The following is a 21,182-nucleotide window of genomic DNA, read 5'->3' on the forward strand; positions in this document are numbered from 1 at the left end:
CCCTGTGATCAGCCCTTTGAACAGCTCCGTGAACCGCCCGAGGAGAAACGTCCGTTGAACACCGGCACCCCGGTCCCCGACAGCTACTACGAGCGCATCGACGAGCACCGCTACAAGCCGACCGCCCACACGGGCGGAGCCTGGGACCCCGACGAACAGCATTTCAGCCCGCTCGGCGGTCTCGTCGTCCACGCCATCGACCGCCATCTGGCCGGGCGGCCGGACACCGGCCTGGTCCTGGCCCGGATCAGCTACGACATCCTGGGGCGTCCCGCCCTCGACGAGTGCGAGATCCGGGTGGAGACCATCCGCCCGGGCCGCACCATCGAGTTGATCGAGGCCGTCGTGCTCATCGCCGGCCGGCCCGTGGTCCGTGCCCGCGCCTGGCTCCTCGCCACCGTCGACACCTCCGCCGTCGCCGGGGGCCCCGACGAACGGCTCACCCCTCCCCAGGCGCTCGCCCCGTGGCCGATGGCCTCGGTGTGGCCCGGCGGATACATCGCCTCCCTGGACGTCCGCCCGCTCGCACCACCCCAGGCGGGCCGTACGACCGCCTGGATCTCCACCCGCCACGCCCTCGTCGCCGACGAGCCCAGCAGCACGCTCGCGACCTACCTCGCCCTCGTCGACACCGCCAACGGCATCGCCGTACGACAGCCGCCCACCGCCTGGATGTACCCCAACGTCGACCTGACGGTCCACCTCCACCGCCGGCCCGAAGGCCACTGGACCGGCCTGGACACCACGGTCACGTTCGGCCCGACCGGCCAAGGCCTCACCAGCACCGTCCTGCACGACCTCAACGGCCCGGTCGGACACGCACAACAGATCCTCACCGTCCGCCCCCTAACGGGCCAGTGATCACGGACGACGCCTGCGGGGCGGTCACTTGTCGATCTGGAGTACCGCCATCATCCCCGCGTCCTCATGGTTGAGGATGTGGCAGTGCAGGACCGTCTTGCCCGGATAGTCGAGGAACCGGATACGGACAACCATGTTTCCGCGCGCGGGGACGTCGACGGTGTCCCGCAAGCCGTAGTTGACCTGCGGCTCGCCGTTGATGCTCATCACCTGGAAGTCGTTGGTGTGGATGTGGAACGAGTGGACCTCGTCGCTGTCGTTCTTGATCGTCCACTCTTGGACGGTGTTGAGCTTGGCCCGGAAGTCGATGCGGTCGTGGTTGAACAGCTTGTGGTTGATGTAGAAGAGCGTGCCCGCCTTGTTCTCCGTGAAGATGACCGTCCTGCGCGCCGCGACGGCCTCCTTCGCGAGGTCGTCCACCGGGGCAAAGGTGGTGGGCAAGGTCGCGGGTCGCATCGGTTCGCCCTCGGACCGGACCGTGGCCAGCGTGGCCTCGGGGAACTGGTTTCCGGCCTTGCCGGAGTTGTACGGCAGGGTCCGCAGTTCCGACACGCCGGCCTTCGGGCCCTGTACGAGCACGTCGTAGCGGGCACCGGCCGGGATGACCATGGAGTCGACGGAGTAGACCCTGTTCACCGGGTAGCCGTCCTGGGCGACGATGTGGAACTTGGTGCCCGGCAGCGTCACTTTGTAGAAGATGTTGGCCCCGATGTTCGCGAGGCGCCACAGCTGGGTCTCGCCGGGCCTGATCCGGATCAGTGGGTTGAGCTGCCCGTTGACGGTGCGTGTCGTGGGTGCACCGATCTTGAGATGCGAGGTCTTGATCTGGTCGCCCACGAGTTGGAAGTCCTTGAGCGCGACGGCGTGTTCCGTGATCCCGCGAAGCGGCGCGGGCAGATACCTGTCGAGGCCGTCGACCACGATCAGGCCGGACATGCCGCCAGCGGTCTGAGGGGCGGAGAGCGTGTGCGGGTGTGGGTGGTACCAGTACGTTCCCGGCTCCAGGCTCTTGGGGAAGGTGTACTCGTAGGTGAACGTCTTCCCTGGCTCGACCTTGAGGAAGACGTTGTCCGAATGGCCGACGGGTGAGACGTGCATGCCATGGACGTGCAGATTCGTCTGGTGGTCGAGTTTGTTCTCGAAGGAGATCTCCATCCGGTCCCCCGGCCGCAGACGCAGCGTGGGCGGCATGTACATCCCGTTGTACGTCAGGGCCCACAGATCGCGGCCTGCCAGGCGCACCTTCTTGCGTTCGACGACGATCCTGGTCCTGAGCAGTCCGTTCCTGCTCACGATCTGCTCGGGGTCGCGCAGATCGTGCGTTGCCCGCGCGGTGAGGGCCGGCGACGGGGACACGGTCTGGAGGGGAACCGTCGACAGCTCCGGATGGCCGAGTGCGCTCATCTCCGTATGCGTGGAACACCCCGCAGCCAATGCGAGTGCGGCAAGCGCGGATCCGATGACGGTCCGGGCGCGACGGGCATGTGCGGACAAGCTGAACTCCCATGCACTGCACCTAGGGAAAACGGGCGGCCGTGAGCTGCCATCATGCATCGGGAAATCGGGCGAAATCGGTCACGACCCCAAGGGACGGGGCGGTCATCACCTTGATGAGCGAGCCCGTTCCCCCATGCCCCGGGTCGATGGGACCCGCCTCACGGCCCTTCTGACACACGCGATCGCACTTCGATTCGACTCAGGGCCGCGTGGTCAGGCGGTCAGTTCCGTCTGGGCCGAGGCCGCGGTAATCGGAGCGTGGCGGATGTACCACTCGGTGGCGAACAGCCGCTCCCGTGCCTCCGGCGAAAGACCGGCGATCACCCCCGGCAGAGCTCCTCGCTCGACCTCGGAGCGGTGCGCCAGTACGGCGGCGATCTTCCGCTCCATCCAGGGGCCGACATCGACAGTCGCGGTGACCTGTTCGTCCGGAACGCTGTACACCGTCTTGCGCGCACCGATCACGTCTCTCAGCGCCGGCACGGCCGAGTGCGGGTGCGTGGCCAGGTAGAGGGCACGCGGCTGCCAGGGGGCACCGGCATCGGGGTAGAGCCGCTCAAGCCCTGCCGCTTGGGCAGCGAGCATGGTCACCCGATGAGTGTGGACGTGGTCGGGGTGACCGGGCAGCCCACCGTAGGCGTCATGGGTGACCATGATGTCCGGGCGGAACTCCCGGATGTGCGCCACCAAGCGACGCACCGCCTCGTCGAGCGGCGCGTCGCAGAGCCGCACACGGCCCGGGGCCGACTGCGGTACACGCGCATCGGCGTAGCCGAGCATCCGCGGTTCGCCGGCGCCGAGGATCCGCAGCGCCTCGGCCAACTCCGCGGCCCGCGGGGTGTCCGCGGTCCAGGTGGCCGTGACAACTGCCGTGCGGGCGCCCGCGGTTGCGTGACGGGCGAGCACCCCGCCGGCCGACAGTGACTCGTCGTCCGGGTGCGCGAAAACCGCGAGCAGGCTCGGCACCGACACGGGCGGACCGCCTTCCGGGGCGAAGGAGAACCGATCGTACGTCCCCCAGGGCGGCGCGTTGCTGAACTCCGGCCTGCCGCAGCGCGGACGACTCCCGAGTCGCGACTCGCCCGCGTAGCCAAGCGTCGAGCCTTTCGGTTTCAGTCGGCGACCGGCACGGACGCAGCACCCGGTGGCATGTTGAACGGTGTGACCACCTGGATGGCCGAGGGCAGTGACGGTCCGTCGTCGGGGAGTGCTTTGTGGGCGCGCATGATGATCTGGCAGGCGCGGCGCATGTCCTGGCGCAGGTCATGGTGGAGGACCGCGGACAGGCGGCGCTCGCGCAGCAGGCGGGTGTTGTCGTGGTCGAGGTCGTGGGCGATGAACGCCTCGCATTCCCGCCCGAGCGCGTCGAAGGCGTCGAGGGTGGCGAGGTTGCCCCCGCCCGCGGAGTAGACGGCGATGATGTCCTCGTCCCGCTTCAGCGCCTCCAGGACGAGATCGTGCTGGGTGGCGTCCAGGCCGTCGCTGTCGGTGACCTCCACCAGGGATCGTCTGGGATCGGCGAGGCGCATCGCGCTGCGGAAGCCCATCTCCCGTTCCTCCTCTCCCCGGAAGGAGCCCCGGCTGATGGTGGTGAGCACGTTGCCGGGCCGCTTGCCCAGCCACTGCCCGAGGAGATAGGCGGCGGTGGCCCCGGCCGCGCGGTTGTCGATGCCGACGTACGCCAGGCGTGCGCTGTGGGGCAGGTCGGTCACCAGGGTGACGACGGGGATGCCGGCCGCGACCAGCCGGCCGACCGCGGCCGCGATCTCCGGCTCGTCGGGGGCCTTGAGGATCACGCCCTGCGTACCACGCTTCGCGATCTTGTCCAGGGTGCCGATCAGTTCTGCGGGAGGGCAGGTCTCGCGGAAGTGGAAGCGCGAACGTACGAGAGCGGGATGCAGGGAGGGCAGTTCGGCTTCGAGTGCGTCCCGTACCGCGGTGGAGAACCGCTCCGGAGTCTGCATCACGATGTCGATCATGAAGGTGCGGCCACCGAGCCGGACCTGGCTCTGCTGGCGGTCCAGGTCCCTGATGGCTTCGTGCACCTCCCTGACGGTGCTCTCCGTCACGTTGCCCCGCTCGTTGAGGACGCGGTCGACCGTGGCCGTGCTCAGTCCGGCCTGACGGGCGATTTCCCTGATCGGGTAGCGGTGTCGCATGACTGATCCCAAGAGCCGATGATGCACTTTTGATGTACCGACAAGCATTGAATGATGGGTTGAGGTTCTCAAGACTGGCAGAAATGGACGGACTGCGAAAGGACCCGGATGTCTCCCACAGCCGCAGGAGCGCGGACTTGGCTGACCGAGGCGGACTGCGATCTCGACGTGTTCCGCTCACTCGTGGAGCAGCGCACCGACCCCGCCGACCACCCCTCGGCCGAGCGGGTCGAACAGAACGTCCCGCTGTACGAAAGCGATCGGCTCCGCTCGCTGGCGATCTCCCCGGAGGGCCGTCGGAGCGTGCAGGACGAGTTGGTCCGGGCTCTGTCGGACGGGCCGGGCATCGTGGTCCTCAAGGGCGCCTTCCCGGACGCGGCCGTCGTGGACGCGGCGTCCGAGGCCTTCCGCGCGCTGATCGAGGAGGAGCGCGCGAGCGGCACGGCCCGCGGCGACCACTTCGCCAAGCCCGGCGCGAACGACCGCGTCTGGAACGCCCTGGACAAGGTGGCCGTACGGGCGCCCGAGGTGTTCGCCGACTACTACGCCAACGACATCATCGAGCTGATCTCCGAGGCCTGGCTCGGCCCCGCCTACCAGGTCACGTCACAGGTCAACGTGGTCAACCCGGGCGGCGCGGCGCAGAACGTCCACCGCGACTACCATCTCGGCTTCCTCTCCCAGGAGCGCGCCGCGACCTACCCGGCGCACGTCCACCGGCTCTCGCCGGTGCTGACCCTGCAGGGCGCGGTGGCCCACTGCGACATGCCCGTCGAGTCCGGCCCGACCCTCTACCTGCCGCACTCGCAGAAGTTCGAGCCCGGCTATCTCGCCTGGCGACTCCCGCGGTTCGTCGAGTACTTCGACGCCCACCACGTCCAACTCCCCCTGGAGAAGGGTGACGCGGTCTTCTTCAACCCGGCGCTCTTCCACGCCGCCGGGCACAACCGTTCGGCCGGCATCAGGCGCATGGCCAATCTGTTGCAGATCTCCTCCGCCTTCGGCCGTGCCATGGAGTCGGTGGACCGCGAGGCGATGGCGAACGCGCTGTTCCCGGTGCTGCTGAGCCGCAAGGCGGAGGGCGTCTCGGAGGACTGGCTGCGCCGCGTGATCGCGGCCACCGCCGAGGGCTACCCCTTCCCCACCAACCTCGACCTCGACCCGCCGGTGGACGGTCTTGCCCCGCCCTCCCAGGCGGACACCGTCCTGCAGGCCGTCGCCGAGGACTGGGAGCCCGAGCGGCTGCGCCAGGCACTGCAGGCGGCCGCCAAGCGCCGCCGGAGCTGAGAGCGACACGGCGTTCATGGGACTTCTCGAGGACAAGGTCGCCCTCGGGAACGGAGGCAGCCGCGGGAGTTGGACGGCGATGGTGCCGTCGTCCAGGGCGAGCAGGGCGGACGCCGTGACGACGTCGCCCGCCTCACGGATGCATCGCGGTGGGCTTGGAGGACACCGAAGTCGCCGCCGGGACCCGTACCTCCCCCTGCACGGTCGCTGACGCCGTCGAGGCGAGCTTGATCGCCGAGGCGTGCACCATGTCCTGCCTGAACCCCGACCCATACGACTCGACGAGGTGCGCAAGTGATGACGGACGAACCCCTGCGGATCGGAGTCCTGGGCGCGGCCCGGATCGCCGAGCTGTCGATCGTGGGACCGGCCCGGGCGACCGGTCACCGCCTGGTCGCGGTGGCCGCCCGCGACCGCGACCGGGCCGAGGCCTTCGCCGCCACGCACGGCGTGGAGCGGGTGGCGGACTCCTACGCCGAGCTCGTCGCCGACCCGGAGATCGAGGTCGTCTACAACCCGTTGGCCAACAGCCTGCACGGGCCGTGGAACCTGGCCGCTCTCCAGGCCGGCAAGCACGTCCTCACCGAGAAGCCGTCCGCGAGCAACACGGCGGAGGCGGCCCAGGTCCACGAGGCCGTCGCCAAGGCGGGCACGGTGTTCATGGAGGGCTTCCACTACCTGTTCCACCCGGTCACCCGGCGCCTGCACGAGCTGCTGGGCAGCGGGGAGCTGGGCGACCTCCGGCACGTCGAGACGATGGTCGCCATGCCCGCGCCACCGGACGACGACGTACGGTGGCAACTCCCCTTGGCAGGCGGCGCGTTGATGGACCTCGGATGCTACAGCCTGCACGCCCAGCGCATGCTCGCGCCGTGGGCAGGTGGAGCGCCCCGGCTGGTCGCCGCGCGTGGTGGTGAGAAGGCTCAGGCGGCGGGGGTCGACGAGTGGCTGGACGTCGATCTGGAGTTCCCGGGCGGCGCCACGGGCAGCGCCCGCTGCCACATGGCCCACGACACCTGGCAGATGAGCTGCCGCGTCGTGGGCTCGCGCGGCGAAGCCACGGCGGTGAACTTCGTACAGCCGCATCTGGACGACCGGGTCGTCGTCCGTACGGCCGCCGGTGAGCGCACCGAGGAACTCGGCCGCCGGTCCTCGTACACCTACCAACTCGAGGCCTTCGCCGCCCACCTGCGGCGCGGGACGCCGCCGGCGCTCGACGCCGACGACGCGCTGACCACGATGCGGCTCATCGACGACTCCTACCGGGCGGCCGGGTTCCCCATACGGCCACGTACGGTCCTTCCGGCCACGGCATGACGAAGAGCGAACGGGAGAGGGCGGTACCGGTCCGGTACCGCCCTCTCCCGTTCCGTGTTCGGCCTACCGGTAGAAGGCGGGCCGCTCGATCAGCTCGACCTCCACACGTCGTCCCTCCCGCTGGGAGAGCACGCCCGCCTCGCACACGGCCGCGGCCGCGTAGCCGTCCCAGACGCTGGGGCCGGCGATCTCGCCACGTCGGGTCGCGTCCACCCAGCTCTGGACCTCACGGTCGTACGCGTCCTCGAAGCGCTCGACGTAGTCCGGTGTGATGCGTCCGCCCCAGCGGCCGTCGGTGCTCAGCCGCGGCCCGTGCTCGTCACCGATGCGTACGGTGCCCCGCTCGCAGACCGCTTCGGCCTGCACCTGGTAGCCGTAGCCGCAGTGGCCGAAGATCTCGACGTCGACCAGGGCACCCAACTCGGTTTCGAGGAGAACGAACTGAGGGTCGTTCATACCGGCCGGAGCATGCGACGTCGGGGCCGGCTTGTGCACGGTGACCGCTGTGATCTCCTGGTCGAGGAGCCAGCGTGTCACGTCCATCTCGTGCACCACCGAGTCGTTGATGAGCATCTCGTTGGTGAACCACGGCGGCATCGACAGGTTCCGGTGCCGATGGTGCAGCATCAGTGCCCTGCCCAGCTCCCCGCCATCGAGGAGCCGTTTCAGCTTCATGTATTCGGTGTCATACCGCCGCATGAAGCCCACTTGGACACGCCGGTGCCCGAGCCGCTGCTCCGCCGCCAGGACGCGAAGGGCGGACGCCGCGTCGGGGGTGAGCGGCTTCTCGCACAGCACCGGCAGGTCACGGCCGAGGGCCTCGAGCAGGGCCGCCTCGTGGGCGGGCCCCGGGGAGGCGATGAGGACGGCGTCCACGTCCTGCGCTGCCATGGCCGCCGCGGGTTCGGTGTACGCCGTGCAGCCCTCGATGGCGTCCGCGAGCGTCTTCGCCCGTTCCGCCTCGATGTCGACGACGGCTGTCACGCGTGCCCCGCTGACGACGTCGTGGAGTCTGCGCACATGATCCGCGCCCATCTTGCCGGTGCCGACGACGGCAACACCCAGTGCTCGCTGAGGTGGCATGTTCGTGAGGTCTCCGTTGCTGGTGAGGGTCAGTTGGCCTTGAGGGCGCCCACCCGAAGGGCGTGCTCTTCGGGGAGCTCCTCCGCGTCGGCCCCGCGGACCTGGGACAACTTGTGCTTGAGTGCGGCGAGTTCGGCTCCGCCTGCCATGTGGTCGGTCAGTTCTTCGAGGGTGATCTCGCCGCGTTCCGCGGACAGTTCCATGGCGCGAAGGCGCAGGACGCTGAAGTGGTCGCCGACCGCGGAGATCCAGTTGCCGTACCTGGCGCGCAGCAGCATCCAGGTGGCGATGGCCGCGAAGCCGTCCAGGGTGACCAGGAAGCTGGGGCAGCCCGGTCTTTTGACCACCATCCAGCCGTTGAAGAAGCCGATCGCCGGCGACACCAGGAGCGCGACGATCACGCCCACCCAGAGTTCGTGCTCAGTTGGTGGCTGAGCAGGGCCGCCGTCAGCGCCGAGGCGATCACCGCGACGCCCGCCGACAGGTCGGACTCGCCGCCGATCATCCGAGGAGCCGGCTGAGCCGGGGACGAGGAGCCCGTCGCCGGGGCCGTGGTCCGGGTTGTGGTCGTCACCGGGTTCCCTTGGCGGCGAACTGGGCGACCTTGTCGACGTTGGACCTGTCGACGAAGGCCGGCCCGGTCAGCACGGGTGCCTCGCCGCCTCCGCTGTAGTTGCCGTTCGTCTTGTAGAGCCACAGGGAGTCGATCGACAGGTACCCCTGGAGGTAGGGCTGCTGGTCGATGGCCCACTGGATCTTGCCGGACTTGATGGCGCCGACCGCGTCCTTGTTGAGGTCGAACGTGGCGAGCTTGGCCTTGGTGCCGGCATCGGCGATGGACTGGATGGCGGTCATCGCGAACGGAGCGCCGAGCGTCGTCACGTAGTCGATGGAGCTGTCCTGCTTGAGCTTGGCGATGATCGTGGACTTCACCGACGGCATGTCGGTGCCGTTGACGTAGAGGATCTCGGTCTTGCCCCCGAACGTCTTCTTCACGCCCGCGCAGCGGGCCTCCAGCGCCACCTGCCCCTGTTCCATGATCACGCAGACGGTGTGCTTGGCCCCGGCCTCGTTGAGCCTGCGGCCGAACGCCTCGCCGGCGATGCTCTCGTCCTGGCCGAAGTACTCGAGCAGACCCTGCTCCTTCCAGTCCTGCACGCCGGTGTTGAAGCCGACGACGGGGATACCGGCCTGCTCGGCCTTGGCGACCACGGCCTTCATGGCATCCGGCTTGGCGAGAGTGACAGCGATGCCGTCGACCTTCTGGTCGATGGCGTTCTGGACCAGGTTCGACTGGTTGGGGCCGTTGGCATCGCTGGAGTAGACCAGCTTGACGTTGTCCTTGGCCGCGGCGGCCTCGGCGCCCTTGCGAATCGTGTCCCAGAAGGTGTCACCGGGGGCGGCATGCGTGATCATCGCGACCGTCATGCGGGGAGTGCCGGCCTTGCCTGCCGAGACGGTGTTCCCGCTCTCTTCGGCCTGCTTGCCACCGGAGCTGCTGGAGCAGCCGGCCACAAGCAGTGCGGCGGCTGCCGCTGCGACAACGGGGACGATTCTGCGGGAGCGGGGGTGGGAGGAACGGTCCATCTTTCCGGCACCTCACTGTGCTGCAGGGGAAAGGCAAAGCGGCTCGTTAACACCGCTGTTGCTCATGACGAGATGGAACCCTCACCTCACCCTCAGGTCAATGTTTGCAATGACATCATTTATCCATCAGGAAAAGATGCCAGAACATTAATTGACGCTGATTTCGCATGCCCCCACACGGAAAAGTGCATGGCCTTTGCATCAAAATGACCGGACGTTCCCCGGCCCTTGCTCATACAGAGGAAGGACCGGGGCCGTGGCCTTCACTTCACCAGCGTCGCGGCACTCCGGTACGCCGCTGCGGCCGCCTCCCGCACCGGCAGCGCACGATGCGTGTCCGAGAGGATCTCCACGCCCCAGGGGCCGTTCCAGCCGGCCGTACGGAGCGCGGTGATGATCCCCGGGAGGTCGAAAGAGCCCTCTCCGCACAGCCGACGGCGATGGACGGTGTCCTCGAAGAGAGTGCCGACCATCTGACTGTCGGCGTCGTTGAGCTCCACGCCCACGATCCGCGACCCGGGTACGTCCGCCAGGTCGGCGGGAGGGGTGTGGGCGCGCTCGGTGTGCCAGACGTCGATGATGAGCCCGCCCGCCGGGTGACCGGCGGCCTCCACGAGCCGCAGTCCGTCGTGCACGGTCTTGAGGTTGGACCAGGGCAGGAACTCGATCCCGAGCCGGGCGCCCACACCGTCGGCCTGCGCCGCCAACGTGGCGAACTCCTTGGCCCAGACGTCGAGGTCCCAGGGCTCGTCCGCCACATCGGGGCCGATCTTGAGGGTGCGTGCGCCGAGCGCCTCGACGGCCCTCAGGAGTCCGCTGCGGACGGCATCAGACGCGGTCCGCCGGGGTCCGTCGGCCCACCAGTCGGTCAGCAGCTCCAACTCGACGTGGCTGATTCCGTTGTCCTCGAAGAGAGACCGGATACCGGCGAGCCCGTACTCGCGCTCGGCCTCCACCAGGTCCGCGTACAGCAGCCCGAAGCCCGTGAATCCGGCCTCGCGCGCCGCATCCACGCGTTCCCGCAGATTCAGTGGACTGCGCTGGTCCTCCTCGTCGGGAGCGGCGTCACCCGCCGTGGTCCAACACGTGGCCAGAAATTCGTCAGCGGTCATTTGTGTTTCCTGGATCCCTCATGTTCGGAAAAAGACGTGGCACCCAATAACTGCGGCATTCTTGGGTGCCCCGCACATGCCGGTCAATCCCTCCGAAGACATCAAAAACGCATCAGGCCCATATACGGCTACGCGACACCGCGCAGCACCGTGCGCAGATGCTCGGCGCTGGCCCACACATCCTCGACCGGCCCCTTTTCCTTGGGCTCCTCGGTCAGAATGGTGTCCTGTTCCAGGACGTACCAGCCGTCGTAGCCGCGCGCGCCGAGGTGGGTGACGATGGCCTGGACGTCCACGTCCCCCGCGCCCAGCGGGCGATACATGCCCTTGCGCACCGCCTCGGTGTAGCTGAGCTGTCCGGACCGGACCTTGGCGGCGAGGGAGGCGTCCACATCCTTCATATGGGTGTGGGCGATGCGCTCGGGCGCCTGGCGGGTGAGCTCGGCGGGGTCGGTGCCGCCGATGAGCAGGTGCCCGGTGTCGAGGCAGAGCGAGACCGCCGAGTGTTCCAGGACGCGCCGGACCTCGTCGCCGTTCTCGATCATCGTGCCGACGTGCGGGTGCAGGACGGCGCGTACGCCGCGTTCGGCGGCCAGCGAGGCGAGCCGGTCGAGGTTGGACAGCAGCAGCTTCCAGCCGTCGGCGTCGAGTTCGGGGCGGGAGTCGTAGCCGTCCTGGCCGGTGACGGCCGACAGGACGAGGACCTCGGCCTTCGAGGCGGCGTAGCTCTCCAGGAGCTGTTCCACCTCGGGCAGCGGGTCGTGTCCGGGCACGTGCAGCAGCAGCGGGGTGAAGCCGCCGACCGCGTGGAGGTCGTGGTGGGCGAGAACCCGGGCCATGACGTCCGGCTCGCCGGGCAGGAAGCCTTCAGGGCCGATCTCGGTGGCGGCCAGGCCGACTTCGCGCATCTCGTTCAGCACCCGTTCGGGCGTCAACTGGTAGCCCCAGCCGGGGACTTCGCACACGCCCCAGGAGATGGGCGCGCCGGCGATCCTGTTCAAGGGCGAGTTCGAGGGTGAGTTCGTGGGTGAGGTGGTGGGTGAGTTCGTGGGTGAGGTGGTCATGCCGTGGCCTTTCGGTGGTTCCAGTCGGGGTTGGCCAACCGCGGGCGCAGTTGATCAGGATCGCTCCCTCGCTCGACCCGGCCAGTTCGCCGAGGTCGGCGCAGGCGCACTCGGACGGTGGAGGGCTGAACGGGTCGTAGGCGAGTGTCCGCATGCCCCACTGGCCGTCCCGCACCAGTTCCGTCAGTGCTCTCAGCCGCTTGGCCAGGTGCAGGGGACGACGGGTCGCCGGTCCGGATTGCCTTGACCTTGGAGACGAGGGCGTCGAGGAAGTCGGCGGTGATGTCGGGGTGGGTGATCACTCGCTGGACTGAGATGCACACCTGCCCGGCGTTGGCATAGCCGCCCAACGCGACCGCGCTCCCGGAGGGGGTACGTCGCCATACCGCGGCTCCCCGCTCCGCCGCCGCGAGGGCCACCTCGACGGTATCGACGGTCGAGCCGCCGAAGGACGAGGTCACGTCCCGGGTCCGTCTCGACCCCGCCGACGCTTGCCATCGGCTTCCGACGCGTAGTTCCACAGGCGCCATTGCCTTCCCCTCCAGGAACCTTCAAGGCTGGTCAGCCAACGGCCAGGCCGTTGCATGGCCGCAAGGGTAGGTGGACCGCAGGGCATTAATGAAGGGGCGGAATCCATCATTATTACGTCATTGAGCCCATCTTTTTTCCATCATCGGCGTGGCCCGACACCGGGACGCGCGAGGAGCGCACGAAGGCACTGCCCTGCTGCAGCACGTTCAACAGCATCTGCAGTTCGGTCGACTACGACGACTGACCACCCGGCCATCTCCGCCACGCCATAGGGGCGCGGCGGCCCGAGAACCGTTCGGGCCGCCCCGACGCGTCAAGCGACTCAGTTCGTCCTCTGCACGGCGCAGACCTTGCCCGCGCCGTTGAAGATCCGCCAGGAGAGTGCCTGCCTGTCGTTCCGCTGGGGACAGCTGCCACCGCTCAACACCGACGTGATCGCCATGATCGCGTTCTGGCCGCTCAGCACCTGCGTCCGGTCACAGCCCGCCAACGCCGCCGGCACGGCCCGCTGCCGCACCGGGCCGACGTCCACGGGCTGACCGGCGAGCCACGCCCGCAACGGGCCGAGCACGGAGACCCGAAGCCATGGACCGGGTGCGGGGCCAGTCCGCTGTCGGACAGCGATCCCCGACGCCACCGCCTGCCTGCGCGGGCCCTGTCCGGGCACGACCAGACCGCAGTCGAAGGCGTGCACGATGGCGGCAGCCCGGTCCGGCAGCTCCAACTTCGCCAGAATGTGCGGGCGGTGACGGTCGTCCGTGCGGTGCGGTCGTCGTCGGCATGACTGTTCCCCGTTCTCCGGACCGGTCGATCCACTCGACCCGTCGAGTCGATCCCTCGATGCCCTCGAAGGTGGCCCCGGTGGAGGAAACGTGGACAGGACACTGAACCGGTCATACGTGGCCGGTGGCCGCGCTAGAGTCCCCCACCTGCGAAAAGGCGACATCTCAGAGAAATGGGCCGTGACTTGTGACCAGTGGGTTCGGCGATGCGCTGCGGCGACTGCGGGTCCAGGCGGGGCTGACCCAGGAGGAGTTGGCTGAGCGTTCCGGGGTGAGCGTGCGCACCATCCGCGGCTTGGAAACGGGCAGGGGCTCCAACCCGCGCATGACCACGATGCAGGAGCTGGCCAAGGCGCTGCCGCTACGGCCCATGGAGCGCGAGGAGTTACTCGGCGCCGCCGCCCACCGGAACCCGGACGGCGACGAGCAGCACAAGTCCGCCACGGAAGAGCCGGCTCCGGAGGAACCAGGATCGCAGGAACCAGGATCAGAGGAACCAGGATCGCAGCAACCACGGCCGGCGCAGTCGGCTTCGGGACAGCCGACGTCCTGCGCGCGGACACCACCCGACCACCTGACTACTCGTCAGTAGAGCCACACAGGGTACTTGACGATTACGTGTACACGACGAAGAATGGGCGCGCCCAGCGCTTGACAACGTTGTCTAGGCTTCGAGGAGGCATTCCCGCCCATGGGATGGACTCAACGGCTACGCGATGCGGGGATGGTGGTGGCGACCGCCGTGCTCCTCGGCGGCTCCCTCGCGGTTCCGGCGGCTCGGGCGGACGCCCCGCCCAGCGCCCCGCTCACCGATCTGGTCAACCCGTTCATCGGAACGGAGAACGAAGGCAACACCTACCCCGGCGCAGCCGTGCCCTTCGGCATGGTGCAGTTCTCGCCGGACACCGGCCACAACACCGGCTACGACTACTCCCAGAATCACATCCGCGGCTTCTCCCTCGTCCACCTCTCGGGCGTCGGCTGCGGCCTGGGCGGCGACCTGCCCGTGCTGCCGACCACGGGTGACGTCACCGAGACGGACTACGCCAAGTACGAGGCGGAGTTCAGCCACGACAGCGAGCGGGCGAACCCCGGCTCGTACCGGGTCGACCTGAAGACCGGCATCGAGGCCGAGCTGACCGCGACCGCCAGGACCGGGGTGCAGCGCTACACCTTCCCGGCCACGGACAAGGCCAACGTCCTGCTCAACGCGGGGCAGTCGCTGCACAGGACGATCTCCACCAAGGTCGAGATCCTCGACAACCGCACGGTGCGCACCGCCATCACCGGCAGCGGCTTCTGCCAGGACACCAAGCCGTACACCGTCTACACCGTCACCCGCTTCGACCGCCCGTTCACCACTTCGGGCACCTGGAACGGCGACACCGTCACCGAGGGATCCAGGGAATCCGTGAGCGCGGGACGCAACGGCGCCTTCGTCCGCTTCGACACCACCAAGGACCGGACGGTCGAGGCGACCACCGCGCTCTCGTACGTGGACGCCCGCGGTGCCGCCCTCAACCTCCGCTCCGAGGGGGGCCGTTCGTTCGACGCCGTCCGGAGCCAGGCGCACCGCGCGTGGGAGGACCGGCTCGACGACGTACGCGCCCAGGGCGGCGGTGACACCCTGCGCCGCACGTTCTACTCGTCGCTCTACCGGTCCTTCCTCGCACCCAACATCGGCAGCGACGCCGACGGTCGCTACACCGGCTGGGACCAGCGGGTCCACCGCGCACAGGGCTTCACCTACTACCAGAACTGGTCACTGTGGGACACCTACCGCACCCAGTCGCAGCTCCTCTCCCTGCTCGCGCCCCGTGAGGCCAGGGACATGGCGATCTCCGTCATCAAGATCGACGAGGACAGCGGCTGGCTGCCCAAGTGGGGCTACGGCACGGTCGAGACGAACATCATGACCGGCGACCCGGTCACCCCGTTCCTGACCAACGCCTACCAGCAGGGCCTGCTCAAGGGGGCCGACGGATACGCAGAACGGGCCTACCGCGCCCTGAAGAAGAACGCCGACGGGGTGCCTCCCGCCGATTCGCCCGCGGTGGGCCGCGAGGCCAACAAGGAGTACATCGCGAACGGCTTCGCGCCGTACGTCAAGGACCGCCCGCACGCGAAGCCCGGCGACTCGGACTACGACCACGGCGCCTCCGCGACCCTGGAGTACGCCCTGTCGGACGCCATGCTCGGCGCGATGGCGCGGGATCTGGGCCACGACGCGGACGCCGCACGCTATGCCGCACGGGCCCAGAACTACCGGAAGATCTACGACGGTTCGACCGGCTTCTTCCGCGCGCGGGATGCCTCCGGCTCCTTCACCGGACCGGCGGACCCGGCCCTGAGCGAGGGTTTCCACGAGGGCACGTCCTGGCAGTACCAGTGGCTCGTGCCGCAGGACCTGCCGGGCATGGTCGACCTGATCGGCGGCAAGCAGACGGCCAATGACCGCCTCGACTCGTTCTTCGCGTACGAGCAGCTTCTGAAGGACCCGGCGAAGACCGCGCGAGAGGTGTGGGTCAACGGCCCGTACGACTACTACAACGCGGACAAGTACAACCCGCAGAACGAGCCCGACCTGATCGCCCCCTACACGTATCTGTCGACCGGTCAGCCGTGGAAGACGACCGATGTGGTGCACGCCGCGCTGACCTTGTTCACGGACGCACCGACCGGCATGACCGGCAACGACGACCTCGGCACGATGTCCGCCTGGAACGTGCTCTCGTCCATCGGGATCTTCCCGGTGCAGCCCGGCTACGACACCTGGGGCCTGTCGACGCCCGTCTTCCCGCGGGTCGATCTGACGCTCGACCGGCGCTACTACCCGCACGGCGCCCTGACCGTGACGGCGCCGGGCACCTCCGACCGTGACCGGTACATCCAGTCGGCGAGGGTCGACGGTTCCTCCTACGGCCGTACGTATCTGACGACCGAGTCGCTCCGAGGCCTGCGGTCGCTGTCCTTCACCGTCGGCGCCGAACCGTCCGGCTGGGGGACGTCCGCCGACGCCGCCCCGCCCGCCCTGGGACCTACGCGGTGAGGCGGTCATCGACAGCTGTTGATCCCCCGGCCGAAGCTCCGACCGCGGCACTTCGGCACACACCACACGCCTGACGAGACGCGGTCGCGGCAATCGCCCATGTGCTGGTCAACGCATGCGCATGACGGGGGCCGCGGCCGCCACTCGACGGCCTCCGCCGCCTGGGACCGGAGCTTCGCGCGGTGCAGGGCTGCGGGGCAGGATCGCTCAGTAGCGGTCGAGAATCAGCTGGGTCTTGAGGATGTCGCCGTGGTACAGCCAGCCGTGTCCATCGGCGACGGCGATGGCGTCGGCGTGGAGTTGCGCGGCGTCGGCATAGTCGTCTGTCTTGAACGACAACTCGACGACGTACTCGGTGCCGGTTCCGGTGGAGTCCTTCACGGGCAGCACCTCGATGCCAGCGTCGTCGGACGACTCCCACGCCCCCGACCAGACCTGCGAGGTCACCGGGCCGTGGGCTCGGGAGACCTTCAGGGTGTCCGAACCCCAGTTGTCGGAGAGCCAGTCGTCGAGCTTGCCGGGGATCTCGTTGACCAGCCAGGTACGGCCGGTGCTGCTGGACGGCATCGAGGTGCCGGAGTAGCCGCTGGCGCCGTGGCTCTTTTCATTGCTGAAGCTCAGGGTCTGCTTGGCGTAACCCCAGTCCACCTGAGCGTCGTAGTTGGTGTCGCTGCTGTCGAAACCTTCCGCGTTCGCCTCGTCCAGAGCGGCGTCGATGTCGCCGCCGACCACGGGGAAGCGCTTTTTGTAGGTCTCCTCGAAGTCCGAGCCGGACTTGTGACGGAGCCGGACGTCCCAGCCCTGGGCATTGAGGTCGAGCGCGTCGGTGTCGTAGTACTCGTAGGAGCGTGCCTTGGCGGAGCCCGTGATCCCGAAGGCCGCCTTCACAGCCGAGGTCGGTACGTGCGATGCGTCGAGCGCCGCGGTCGTGAGATCGATCTTCACCTCGTACGTCGGTACGGCGTTGGCGTCGGCGAACGCCGGCTGCGCGGGGGCGAGGACGGCGAGGGAAACGGTGAGCGACGCGGCGAGGCCGACCGCAGATGCGGTGAGCGAGCGACGAGCCGGAGCAGTAATGGCCATGCCAGGAACGTCCCGCTGCCCGGCAATCAGCACATGCTCGCCGTGCATGGTCCGCATGAACATGAAGCGGAGATGTCAGGCAGATCCCGGTGAGCGTAGGTCAGCCACTCGGCACGCTCACCATGGTCTTGATCATCGCGATGAGAGCGGCGCCCCCACACAGCTCGGAGCAGCGCGCCGTCCGTGTCGCGGATCGGGGCACGGCCCCGGCCGGCCGTGTCAGGCGGACACGGCGGCCGTGGACAGCTCCCACAGCCGCTCCGCGGCCACCGGGTCGAGCGCGTACCGGGCGACGCCCACCGGCTCGATGTCCGTCTCCAGCTCCTTCGGGTCGATGACCGGGGCCTCGGCGCTGTTCTGGAAGTACCGCCCGGTCACCCCCTCGACCAGCGGCGAGCCGGCCACCAGCACCGAGGTGGCGGCGCCCTGGGCGGCGGTGCGCCAGGGGTAGGCGTCGTACACGGCCCGCGCCTCGTCCGACATGTCCTCCCCGAAGGCGTGCTGCTGCAAGGGGGTGCGGATGCCGCCGGGCATCACCGCGTTGGCGGTGATGCCGTCCGCCGCCCAGCGCCGGCCGGCCTCCACGGCGAACAGCACGATCGCCGTCTTGGACTGGCCGTAGGCCTCCAGCGGGACATAGGGCCGACGGGCGAAGTTGATGTCGTGGAAGACGACCGGCGAGTACAGATGCGCGGTGGAGCTGAGCGCGGCGATCCGGCCGCCCTCGGCGGCGAGCGCGTGATGCAGTCCGGTCGCCAGGGCGAAGTGGCCGAGGTGGTTCGTGGCGAACTGAGCCTCCCACCCCTGCGGCGTGAGCTGCAGTTCCGGGAGGGCCATGATGCCGGCGTTGTTGACGAGGATGTGCAGCGGGCCTTGCCAGGCAGCGGCGAAGGCACGCGCCGAGTCCAGGTCGGTGAGCTCCAGGGGCGCGACCAGTACGGCCTGGTTGCCGGTGTCCGCGGTGATCTCCGCGGCGACCTTGGCCCCCTTGGCGGTGTTGCGTACCGCCAGGGTCACCTCGGCGCCGGCTCGCGCCAGTGCCCGCGCGGTCTCCACGCCGACCCCGGAGGAGCCGCCGGTGACCACCGCTCGCCGGCCGGTGAGGTCCACACCGCGGAGCACTTCGTCCGCGGTGGTGTCGCGATTGAAGGGAGTGCTGAGAAAAGTCATTGCCGTCCTTGTTGCCGTTTCCGTCGGATCATTTCGATACGAGTCGACCCGTATGAAAATGTATGTCCGATGCGCCCCAGAGGCAAGACGGGACCGTTCCACGGACCGGTGGGCGCCCTATACTCGCCAGGTGAGCCAGCCCAGCAAGCGCCCGTCGACCAGCGAGGATCCCCGTCCCACCCCGGGCCGCAAGCGCAGCGAGGCCTCGCGGCTCGCCATCCTCGCCGCGACCCGCGAACTCATCGGCCAGCAGGGCTACGAGAAGTTGTCGATCGGCGGGATCGCGGCGCGCGCGGGAGTGGGCAAGGACACCATCTACCGCTGGTGGCCCTCGAAGGGGATGGTCGTCGCGGACGCGGTGATGGAGGAGGCGCAGCCCTTCCACCTCGCCGCGCCGCCCCGCACCGGATCGGTGGACAAGGACGTCCGCACGTGGGCGCACGCCCTCGCCCGGGACTTCGTCGACCCGGTCCGGGCCGACCGGATCCGGGCCGTCACCTCCGCGGCGAGCGAGGACCCGGCCACCGCCGAGCGGCTCTACGAGCGCTTCACCCAGGTGCAGCGGACCGGGTTCATCGATCGCCTCCGCGTGGCGGCCGAGGCCGGAGAGGTGCGCCCCGACGCGGACTTCGGCGCGGTCGCGGACGCGATCCTCGGCTCCCTCATGTACTGGGTGACCGCCCGTCGCACCGATCTGAGCATCGAGTCGGTGGACTCGCTCCTCGATGTGTTGCTGCGCGGCCTGCGGGCGGAGCCGGTCACCGGTTCATAGCCGGGGTGGATCGCACCGGTCCGTCGCAGTGTCCGTCATCGCGGGATCTCCTGTCGGGTCTAGACGGTGGTCCAACCGCCGTCGCTGGGCAGGATGACGCCGTTGACGTTGGGGGCGTCCTCGGAGAGCAGCCAGAGCAGCGGGTGGACGATGACCTCGGGGGCCACCGAGGAGGTTCCGGCGGCGATGGCCGGTGCGGTCATTTCCTGGGCGTAGGAGGAGCGGAAGGCGGTGTCCATCCCCGTGTTGACCCCGCCGGGCGCGACGGCGTTGGCGCGGATGCCGCGTCGGCCGTAGTAGAAGGCGACGGACTTCACGAAGCCGTTGAGGGCGTGCTTGGAGCTGGTGTAGGCGGCGCCGGAGAGTGAGGAGCGGAAACTCGCCTCGGAGGAGACGTAGACCAGCGCGCCCTCGCCGCGCTCCAGCATCTGCGGCAGCACGGCACGGGTCAGGCGCATGGGAACGGTGACGTTGAGGTCGAAGACCCGCTGCCAGGTCCGGTCGTCCATCTCGGTGGCCGGCAGCCAGCCGTCCGTGATCCCGGCGATGTTGGCCAGGCCGTCGATCCGGCCCTCGCCCGCGGCCACTGCCGCGTCCACGACACTCTGGTCGGTGAGGTCGCCGGGTACGGCGACGATCGCCCCGTCTCCGTGCGCCTCCCGTGCGAGGGAGTCGAGGCTCTCGGCCGAGAGGTCGGCGGCGATCACGCGGGCGCCCTCGGCGACGAGGCGCAGCGCGGTGGCGCGCCCGATACCGGCGCCTGCGCCGGTGACGAGGATGGTGCGATGAGCGAAGCGCTGTGCGCTGTCTTGCATGCTGGTGTCTTTTCTGTGCGGTTGTTCTTCAGCCGCCGGGAGGCGGCCGCGGGAAGGTGAGGTCAGAAGGCGGTCGGATCGAAACGACCGGTGGTGATCGCGGCCACGGCACCGCCGTCCACCAACAGGTCGGTTCCGGTGACGAAGCTCGCGCTCGGGCTGAGCAGGAACTCCGCTGCCGCGGCGATCTCCTCGGCGGCCCCGGTACGCCTGATCGCCGAGGCTTCGATCAGGCTCCGCACGAGCCCCTGGTCGCCGCCGTCGAGCTCGGCGCGGCCCATCGGCGTGGAGATGACGCCCGGACTGATCGAGTTGAGCCGGGCCCCTCGGTCACCCCAGGCACCCGCTGCCACCGCCTTGACCCGCAACTGCGCGGCGCGCTTGGCGAATTGGTACGCGATGCTGCCGTCGGCATAGCGATCCGGGCTCAGCAGCGCGTGGCCGGCGAGGTCCTCGGCCGAGAAATCGGACAGCGCGTGGATGTCCTCGGGCGACAGCGGCCCCGGATAGAAGTGCCCGGCGTTGCTGGCGATGACGACGCCCGCGCCACCAGCGGCGATCACGTCCGTGAACTCGTCCAGCACCAGCGCGGGGCCGAGGACGTCCACCGCGAGGATCGCCGGGATCGGCGCCTGAGCCGGAGAGACGCCGGCGGTGTGGACGAGACGGGTGACCCTGCCGAGCTCCGCCGCGGTGTGTGCGAGTCCTGCCACCGACTTACGCGAGGTGACGTCCACGCTCTGCGTGATCACCTCGAACCCGTCGTCGCGCAGCTGCTCGGCGACCGGCTCCAGAGCGTCTTCCTTGTAGTCGGCGATCAGCAGTCGGTGACCGGCACCGACCCTACGGGCGACGGCGCGCCCCATCCCCCCGTTACCGATGACAACGCTGACCTCGGTACTCATGTGCGGCTCCTGTTGCGCTGACCTGGGCCGCGAGGCTCGCGATCCGGCTATTTCTATTCGAGTCGACCCGTTTGGAAACGTACTCCTGAGCCGCAAGGGACGCAAGAC

19 protein-coding genes and 2 pseudogenes are annotated in these 21,182 nt (G+C 68.9%); 7 read left to right on the forward strand and 14 right to left on the reverse strand.

The window, feature by feature from the left end; all coding sequences use genetic code 11:
* Positions 1-54: 54 nt before the first annotated feature.
* The gene (locus AQJ27_RS01790) at positions 55-861 is read left to right on the forward strand and encodes a thioesterase family protein (RefSeq protein ID WP_067360527.1); all 807 of its coding nucleotides are present in this window, start codon (positions 55-57) and stop codon (positions 859-861) included.
* Positions 862-885: 24 nt separating this feature from the next.
* On the opposite strand, the gene AQJ27_RS01795 is transcribed toward AQJ27_RS01790, so the two are convergent.
* The 3 genes from AQJ27_RS01795 to AQJ27_RS01805 form a co-directional block, all read right to left on the reverse strand.
* Positions 886-2,265 (reverse strand): multicopper oxidase family protein, encoded by a 1,380-nt coding sequence (locus tag AQJ27_RS01795; protein ID WP_067360530.1) that lies wholly within the window; start codon positions 2,263-2,265, stop codon positions 886-888.
* A 306-nt stretch (positions 2,266-2,571) separates the two neighbouring features.
* Entirely contained in the window at positions 2,572-3,330 is a 759-nt protein-coding gene (locus AQJ27_RS01800; protein WP_067360532.1) for a PIG-L deacetylase family protein, read from the reverse strand.
* Between the two features lie 140 nt (positions 3,331-3,470).
* A complete protein-coding gene (locus AQJ27_RS01805) occupies positions 3,471-4,517 on the reverse strand; it encodes a LacI family DNA-binding transcriptional regulator (protein ID WP_067360534.1) in 1,047 nt (348 codons plus the stop codon).
* A 108-nt stretch (positions 4,518-4,625) separates the two neighbouring features.
* Here AQJ27_RS01805 and AQJ27_RS01810 point away from each other — a divergent pair, with 108 nt between their 5' ends.
* The 3 genes and pseudogenes from AQJ27_RS01810 to AQJ27_RS01815 all read left to right on the forward strand — a co-directional run bounded on the left by AQJ27_RS01810 (position 4,626) and on the right by AQJ27_RS01815 (position 7,121).
* Complete coding sequence (locus AQJ27_RS01810; RefSeq protein ID WP_067360537.1) at positions 4,626-5,804, forward strand: phytanoyl-CoA dioxygenase family protein; 1,179 nt, start codon at positions 4,626-4,628, stop codon at positions 5,802-5,804.
* A 164-nt stretch (positions 5,805-5,968) separates the two neighbouring features.
* Positions 5,969-6,102 (forward strand): annotated as a pseudogene (locus tag AQJ27_RS58360) (dehydrogenase); the annotation flags it as partial.
* On the forward strand, positions 6,102-7,121 hold the full coding sequence (locus tag AQJ27_RS01815) for a Gfo/Idh/MocA family protein (protein WP_067360540.1): 1,020 nt from the start codon (positions 6,102-6,104) through the stop codon (positions 7,119-7,121). The pseudogene AQJ27_RS58360 and the gene AQJ27_RS01815, both read left to right, overlap by 1 nt.
* Positions 7,122-7,184: 63 nt before the next feature.
* On the opposite strand, the gene AQJ27_RS01820 is transcribed toward AQJ27_RS01815, so the two are convergent.
* The 7 genes and pseudogenes from AQJ27_RS01820 to AQJ27_RS60480 form a co-directional block, all read right to left on the reverse strand.
* The gene (locus tag AQJ27_RS01820; protein WP_067360543.1) at positions 7,185-8,204 is read right to left on the reverse strand and encodes a Gfo/Idh/MocA family protein; all 1,020 of its coding nucleotides are present in this window, start codon (positions 8,202-8,204) and stop codon (positions 7,185-7,187) included.
* A gap of 29 nt (positions 8,205-8,233) precedes the next feature.
* Positions 8,234-8,709, reverse strand: a pseudogene (locus AQJ27_RS58365) (ABC transporter permease subunit); the annotation flags it as partial.
* A 65-nt stretch (positions 8,710-8,774) separates the two neighbouring features.
* On the reverse strand, positions 8,775-9,791 hold the full coding sequence (locus AQJ27_RS01830) for a sugar ABC transporter substrate-binding protein (protein WP_067360549.1): 1,017 nt from the start codon (positions 9,789-9,791) through the stop codon (positions 8,775-8,777).
* Positions 9,792-10,054: 263 nt separating this feature from the next.
* On the reverse strand, positions 10,055-10,903 hold the full coding sequence (locus AQJ27_RS01835; protein ID WP_067360552.1) for a sugar phosphate isomerase/epimerase family protein: 849 nt from the start codon (positions 10,901-10,903) through the stop codon (positions 10,055-10,057).
* Between the two features lie 128 nt (positions 10,904-11,031).
* The gene (locus tag AQJ27_RS01840; protein ID WP_067362628.1) at positions 11,032-11,904 is read right to left on the reverse strand and encodes a sugar phosphate isomerase/epimerase family protein; all 873 of its coding nucleotides are present in this window, start codon (positions 11,902-11,904) and stop codon (positions 11,032-11,034) included.
* Positions 11,905-11,963: 59 nt separating this feature from the next.
* Positions 11,964-12,497: an aldehyde dehydrogenase family protein gene (locus AQJ27_RS58370; protein WP_235613414.1), complete on the reverse strand. Its 534-nt coding sequence runs from the start codon at positions 12,495-12,497 to the stop codon at positions 11,964-11,966.
* A gap of 323 nt (positions 12,498-12,820) precedes the next feature.
* Positions 12,821-13,222 (reverse strand): hypothetical protein, encoded by a 402-nt coding sequence (locus tag AQJ27_RS60480; RefSeq protein WP_067360555.1) that lies wholly within the window; start codon positions 13,220-13,222, stop codon positions 12,821-12,823.
* Between the two features lie 245 nt (positions 13,223-13,467).
* Between AQJ27_RS60480 and AQJ27_RS51655 the strand changes: the two genes are divergently transcribed.
* On the forward strand, positions 13,468-13,872 hold the full coding sequence (locus AQJ27_RS51655) for a helix-turn-helix transcriptional regulator (RefSeq protein ID WP_107120663.1): 405 nt from the start codon (positions 13,468-13,470) through the stop codon (positions 13,870-13,872).
* Between the two features lie 99 nt (positions 13,873-13,971).
* A complete protein-coding gene (locus tag AQJ27_RS01850) occupies positions 13,972-16,329 on the forward strand; it encodes a GH92 family glycosyl hydrolase (RefSeq protein WP_067360558.1) in 2,358 nt (785 codons plus the stop codon).
* A gap of 207 nt (positions 16,330-16,536) precedes the next feature.
* On the opposite strand, the gene AQJ27_RS01855 is transcribed toward AQJ27_RS01850, so the two are convergent.
* Positions 16,537-17,469, reverse strand: coding sequence for a hypothetical protein (locus AQJ27_RS01855; RefSeq protein WP_244313859.1), 933 nt, complete (start codon positions 17,467-17,469; stop codon positions 16,537-16,539).
* A 162-nt stretch (positions 17,470-17,631) separates the two neighbouring features.
* Positions 17,632-18,582 carry an SDR family NAD(P)-dependent oxidoreductase gene (locus AQJ27_RS01860; protein ID WP_067360561.1) on the reverse strand — a complete coding sequence of 317 codons (951 nt, stop codon included), beginning with the start codon at positions 18,580-18,582 and terminating at the stop codon, positions 17,632-17,634.
* A 130-nt stretch (positions 18,583-18,712) separates the two neighbouring features.
* Here AQJ27_RS01860 and AQJ27_RS01865 point away from each other — a divergent pair, with 130 nt between their 5' ends.
* Positions 18,713-19,354 (forward strand): TetR/AcrR family transcriptional regulator, encoded by a 642-nt coding sequence (locus tag AQJ27_RS01865; protein WP_067360564.1) that lies wholly within the window; start codon positions 18,713-18,715, stop codon positions 19,352-19,354.
* Positions 19,355-19,413: 59 nt separating this feature from the next.
* On the opposite strand, the gene AQJ27_RS01870 is transcribed toward AQJ27_RS01865, so the two are convergent.
* Both AQJ27_RS01870 and AQJ27_RS01875 read right to left on the reverse strand, forming a co-directional pair.
* Positions 19,414-20,169 (reverse strand): SDR family NAD(P)-dependent oxidoreductase, encoded by a 756-nt coding sequence (locus AQJ27_RS01870; protein WP_067360567.1) that lies wholly within the window; start codon positions 20,167-20,169, stop codon positions 19,414-19,416.
* A gap of 62 nt (positions 20,170-20,231) precedes the next feature.
* Positions 20,232-21,074 carry an SDR family oxidoreductase gene (locus AQJ27_RS01875; protein ID WP_067360570.1) on the reverse strand — a complete coding sequence of 281 codons (843 nt, stop codon included), beginning with the start codon at positions 21,072-21,074 and terminating at the stop codon, positions 20,232-20,234.
* Positions 21,075-21,182: the final 108 nt, after the last annotated feature.

The organism is Streptomyces olivochromogenes (assembly GCF_001514115.1).
In the GTDB taxonomy this organism is placed as follows: Bacteria; Actinomycetota; Actinomycetes; order Streptomycetales; family Streptomycetaceae; genus Streptomyces; species Streptomyces olivochromogenes.

Coding starts and splice junctions, on each gene's coding strand:
- AQJ27_RS01820 (WP_067360543.1), bottom strand. CDS start 8,204: ATGCCACCTCAGCGAGCACTGGGTGTTGCCGTCGTCGGCACCGGCAAG.
- AQJ27_RS01795 (WP_067360530.1), bottom strand. CDS start 2,265: ATGAGCGCACTCGGCCATCCGGAGCTGTCGACGGTTCCCCTCCAGACC.
- AQJ27_RS01870 (WP_067360567.1), bottom strand. CDS start 20,169: ATGCAAGACAGCGCACAGCGCTTCGCTCATCGCACCATCCTCGTCACC.
- AQJ27_RS01830 (WP_067360549.1), bottom strand. CDS start 9,791: ATGGACCGTTCCTCCCACCCCCGCTCCCGCAGAATCGTCCCCGTTGTC.
- AQJ27_RS01810 (WP_067360537.1), top strand. CDS start 4,626: ATGTCTCCCACAGCCGCAGGAGCGCGGACTTGGCTGACCGAGGCGGAC.
- AQJ27_RS01860 (WP_067360561.1), bottom strand. CDS start 18,582: ATGACTTTTCTCAGCACTCCCTTCAATCGCGACACCACCGCGGACGAA.
- AQJ27_RS01815 (WP_067360540.1), top strand. CDS start 6,102: ATGACGGACGAACCCCTGCGGATCGGAGTCCTGGGCGCGGCCCGGATC.
- AQJ27_RS01855 (WP_244313859.1), bottom strand. CDS start 17,469: ATGCGGACCATGCACGGCGAGCATGTGCTGATTGCCGGGCAGCGGGAC.
- AQJ27_RS01850 (WP_067360558.1), top strand. CDS start 13,972: ATGGGATGGACTCAACGGCTACGCGATGCGGGGATGGTGGTGGCGACC.
- AQJ27_RS01805 (WP_067360534.1), bottom strand. CDS start 4,517: ATGCGACACCGCTACCCGATCAGGGAAATCGCCCGTCAGGCCGGACTG.
- AQJ27_RS01835 (WP_067360552.1), bottom strand. CDS start 10,903: ATGACCGCTGACGAATTTCTGGCCACGTGTTGGACCACGGCGGGTGAC.
- AQJ27_RS01875 (WP_067360570.1), bottom strand. CDS start 21,074: ATGAGTACCGAGGTCAGCGTTGTCATCGGTAACGGGGGGATGGGGCGC.
- AQJ27_RS58370 (WP_235613414.1), bottom strand. CDS start 12,497: ATGGCGCCTGTGGAACTACGCGTCGGAAGCCGATGGCAAGCGTCGGCG.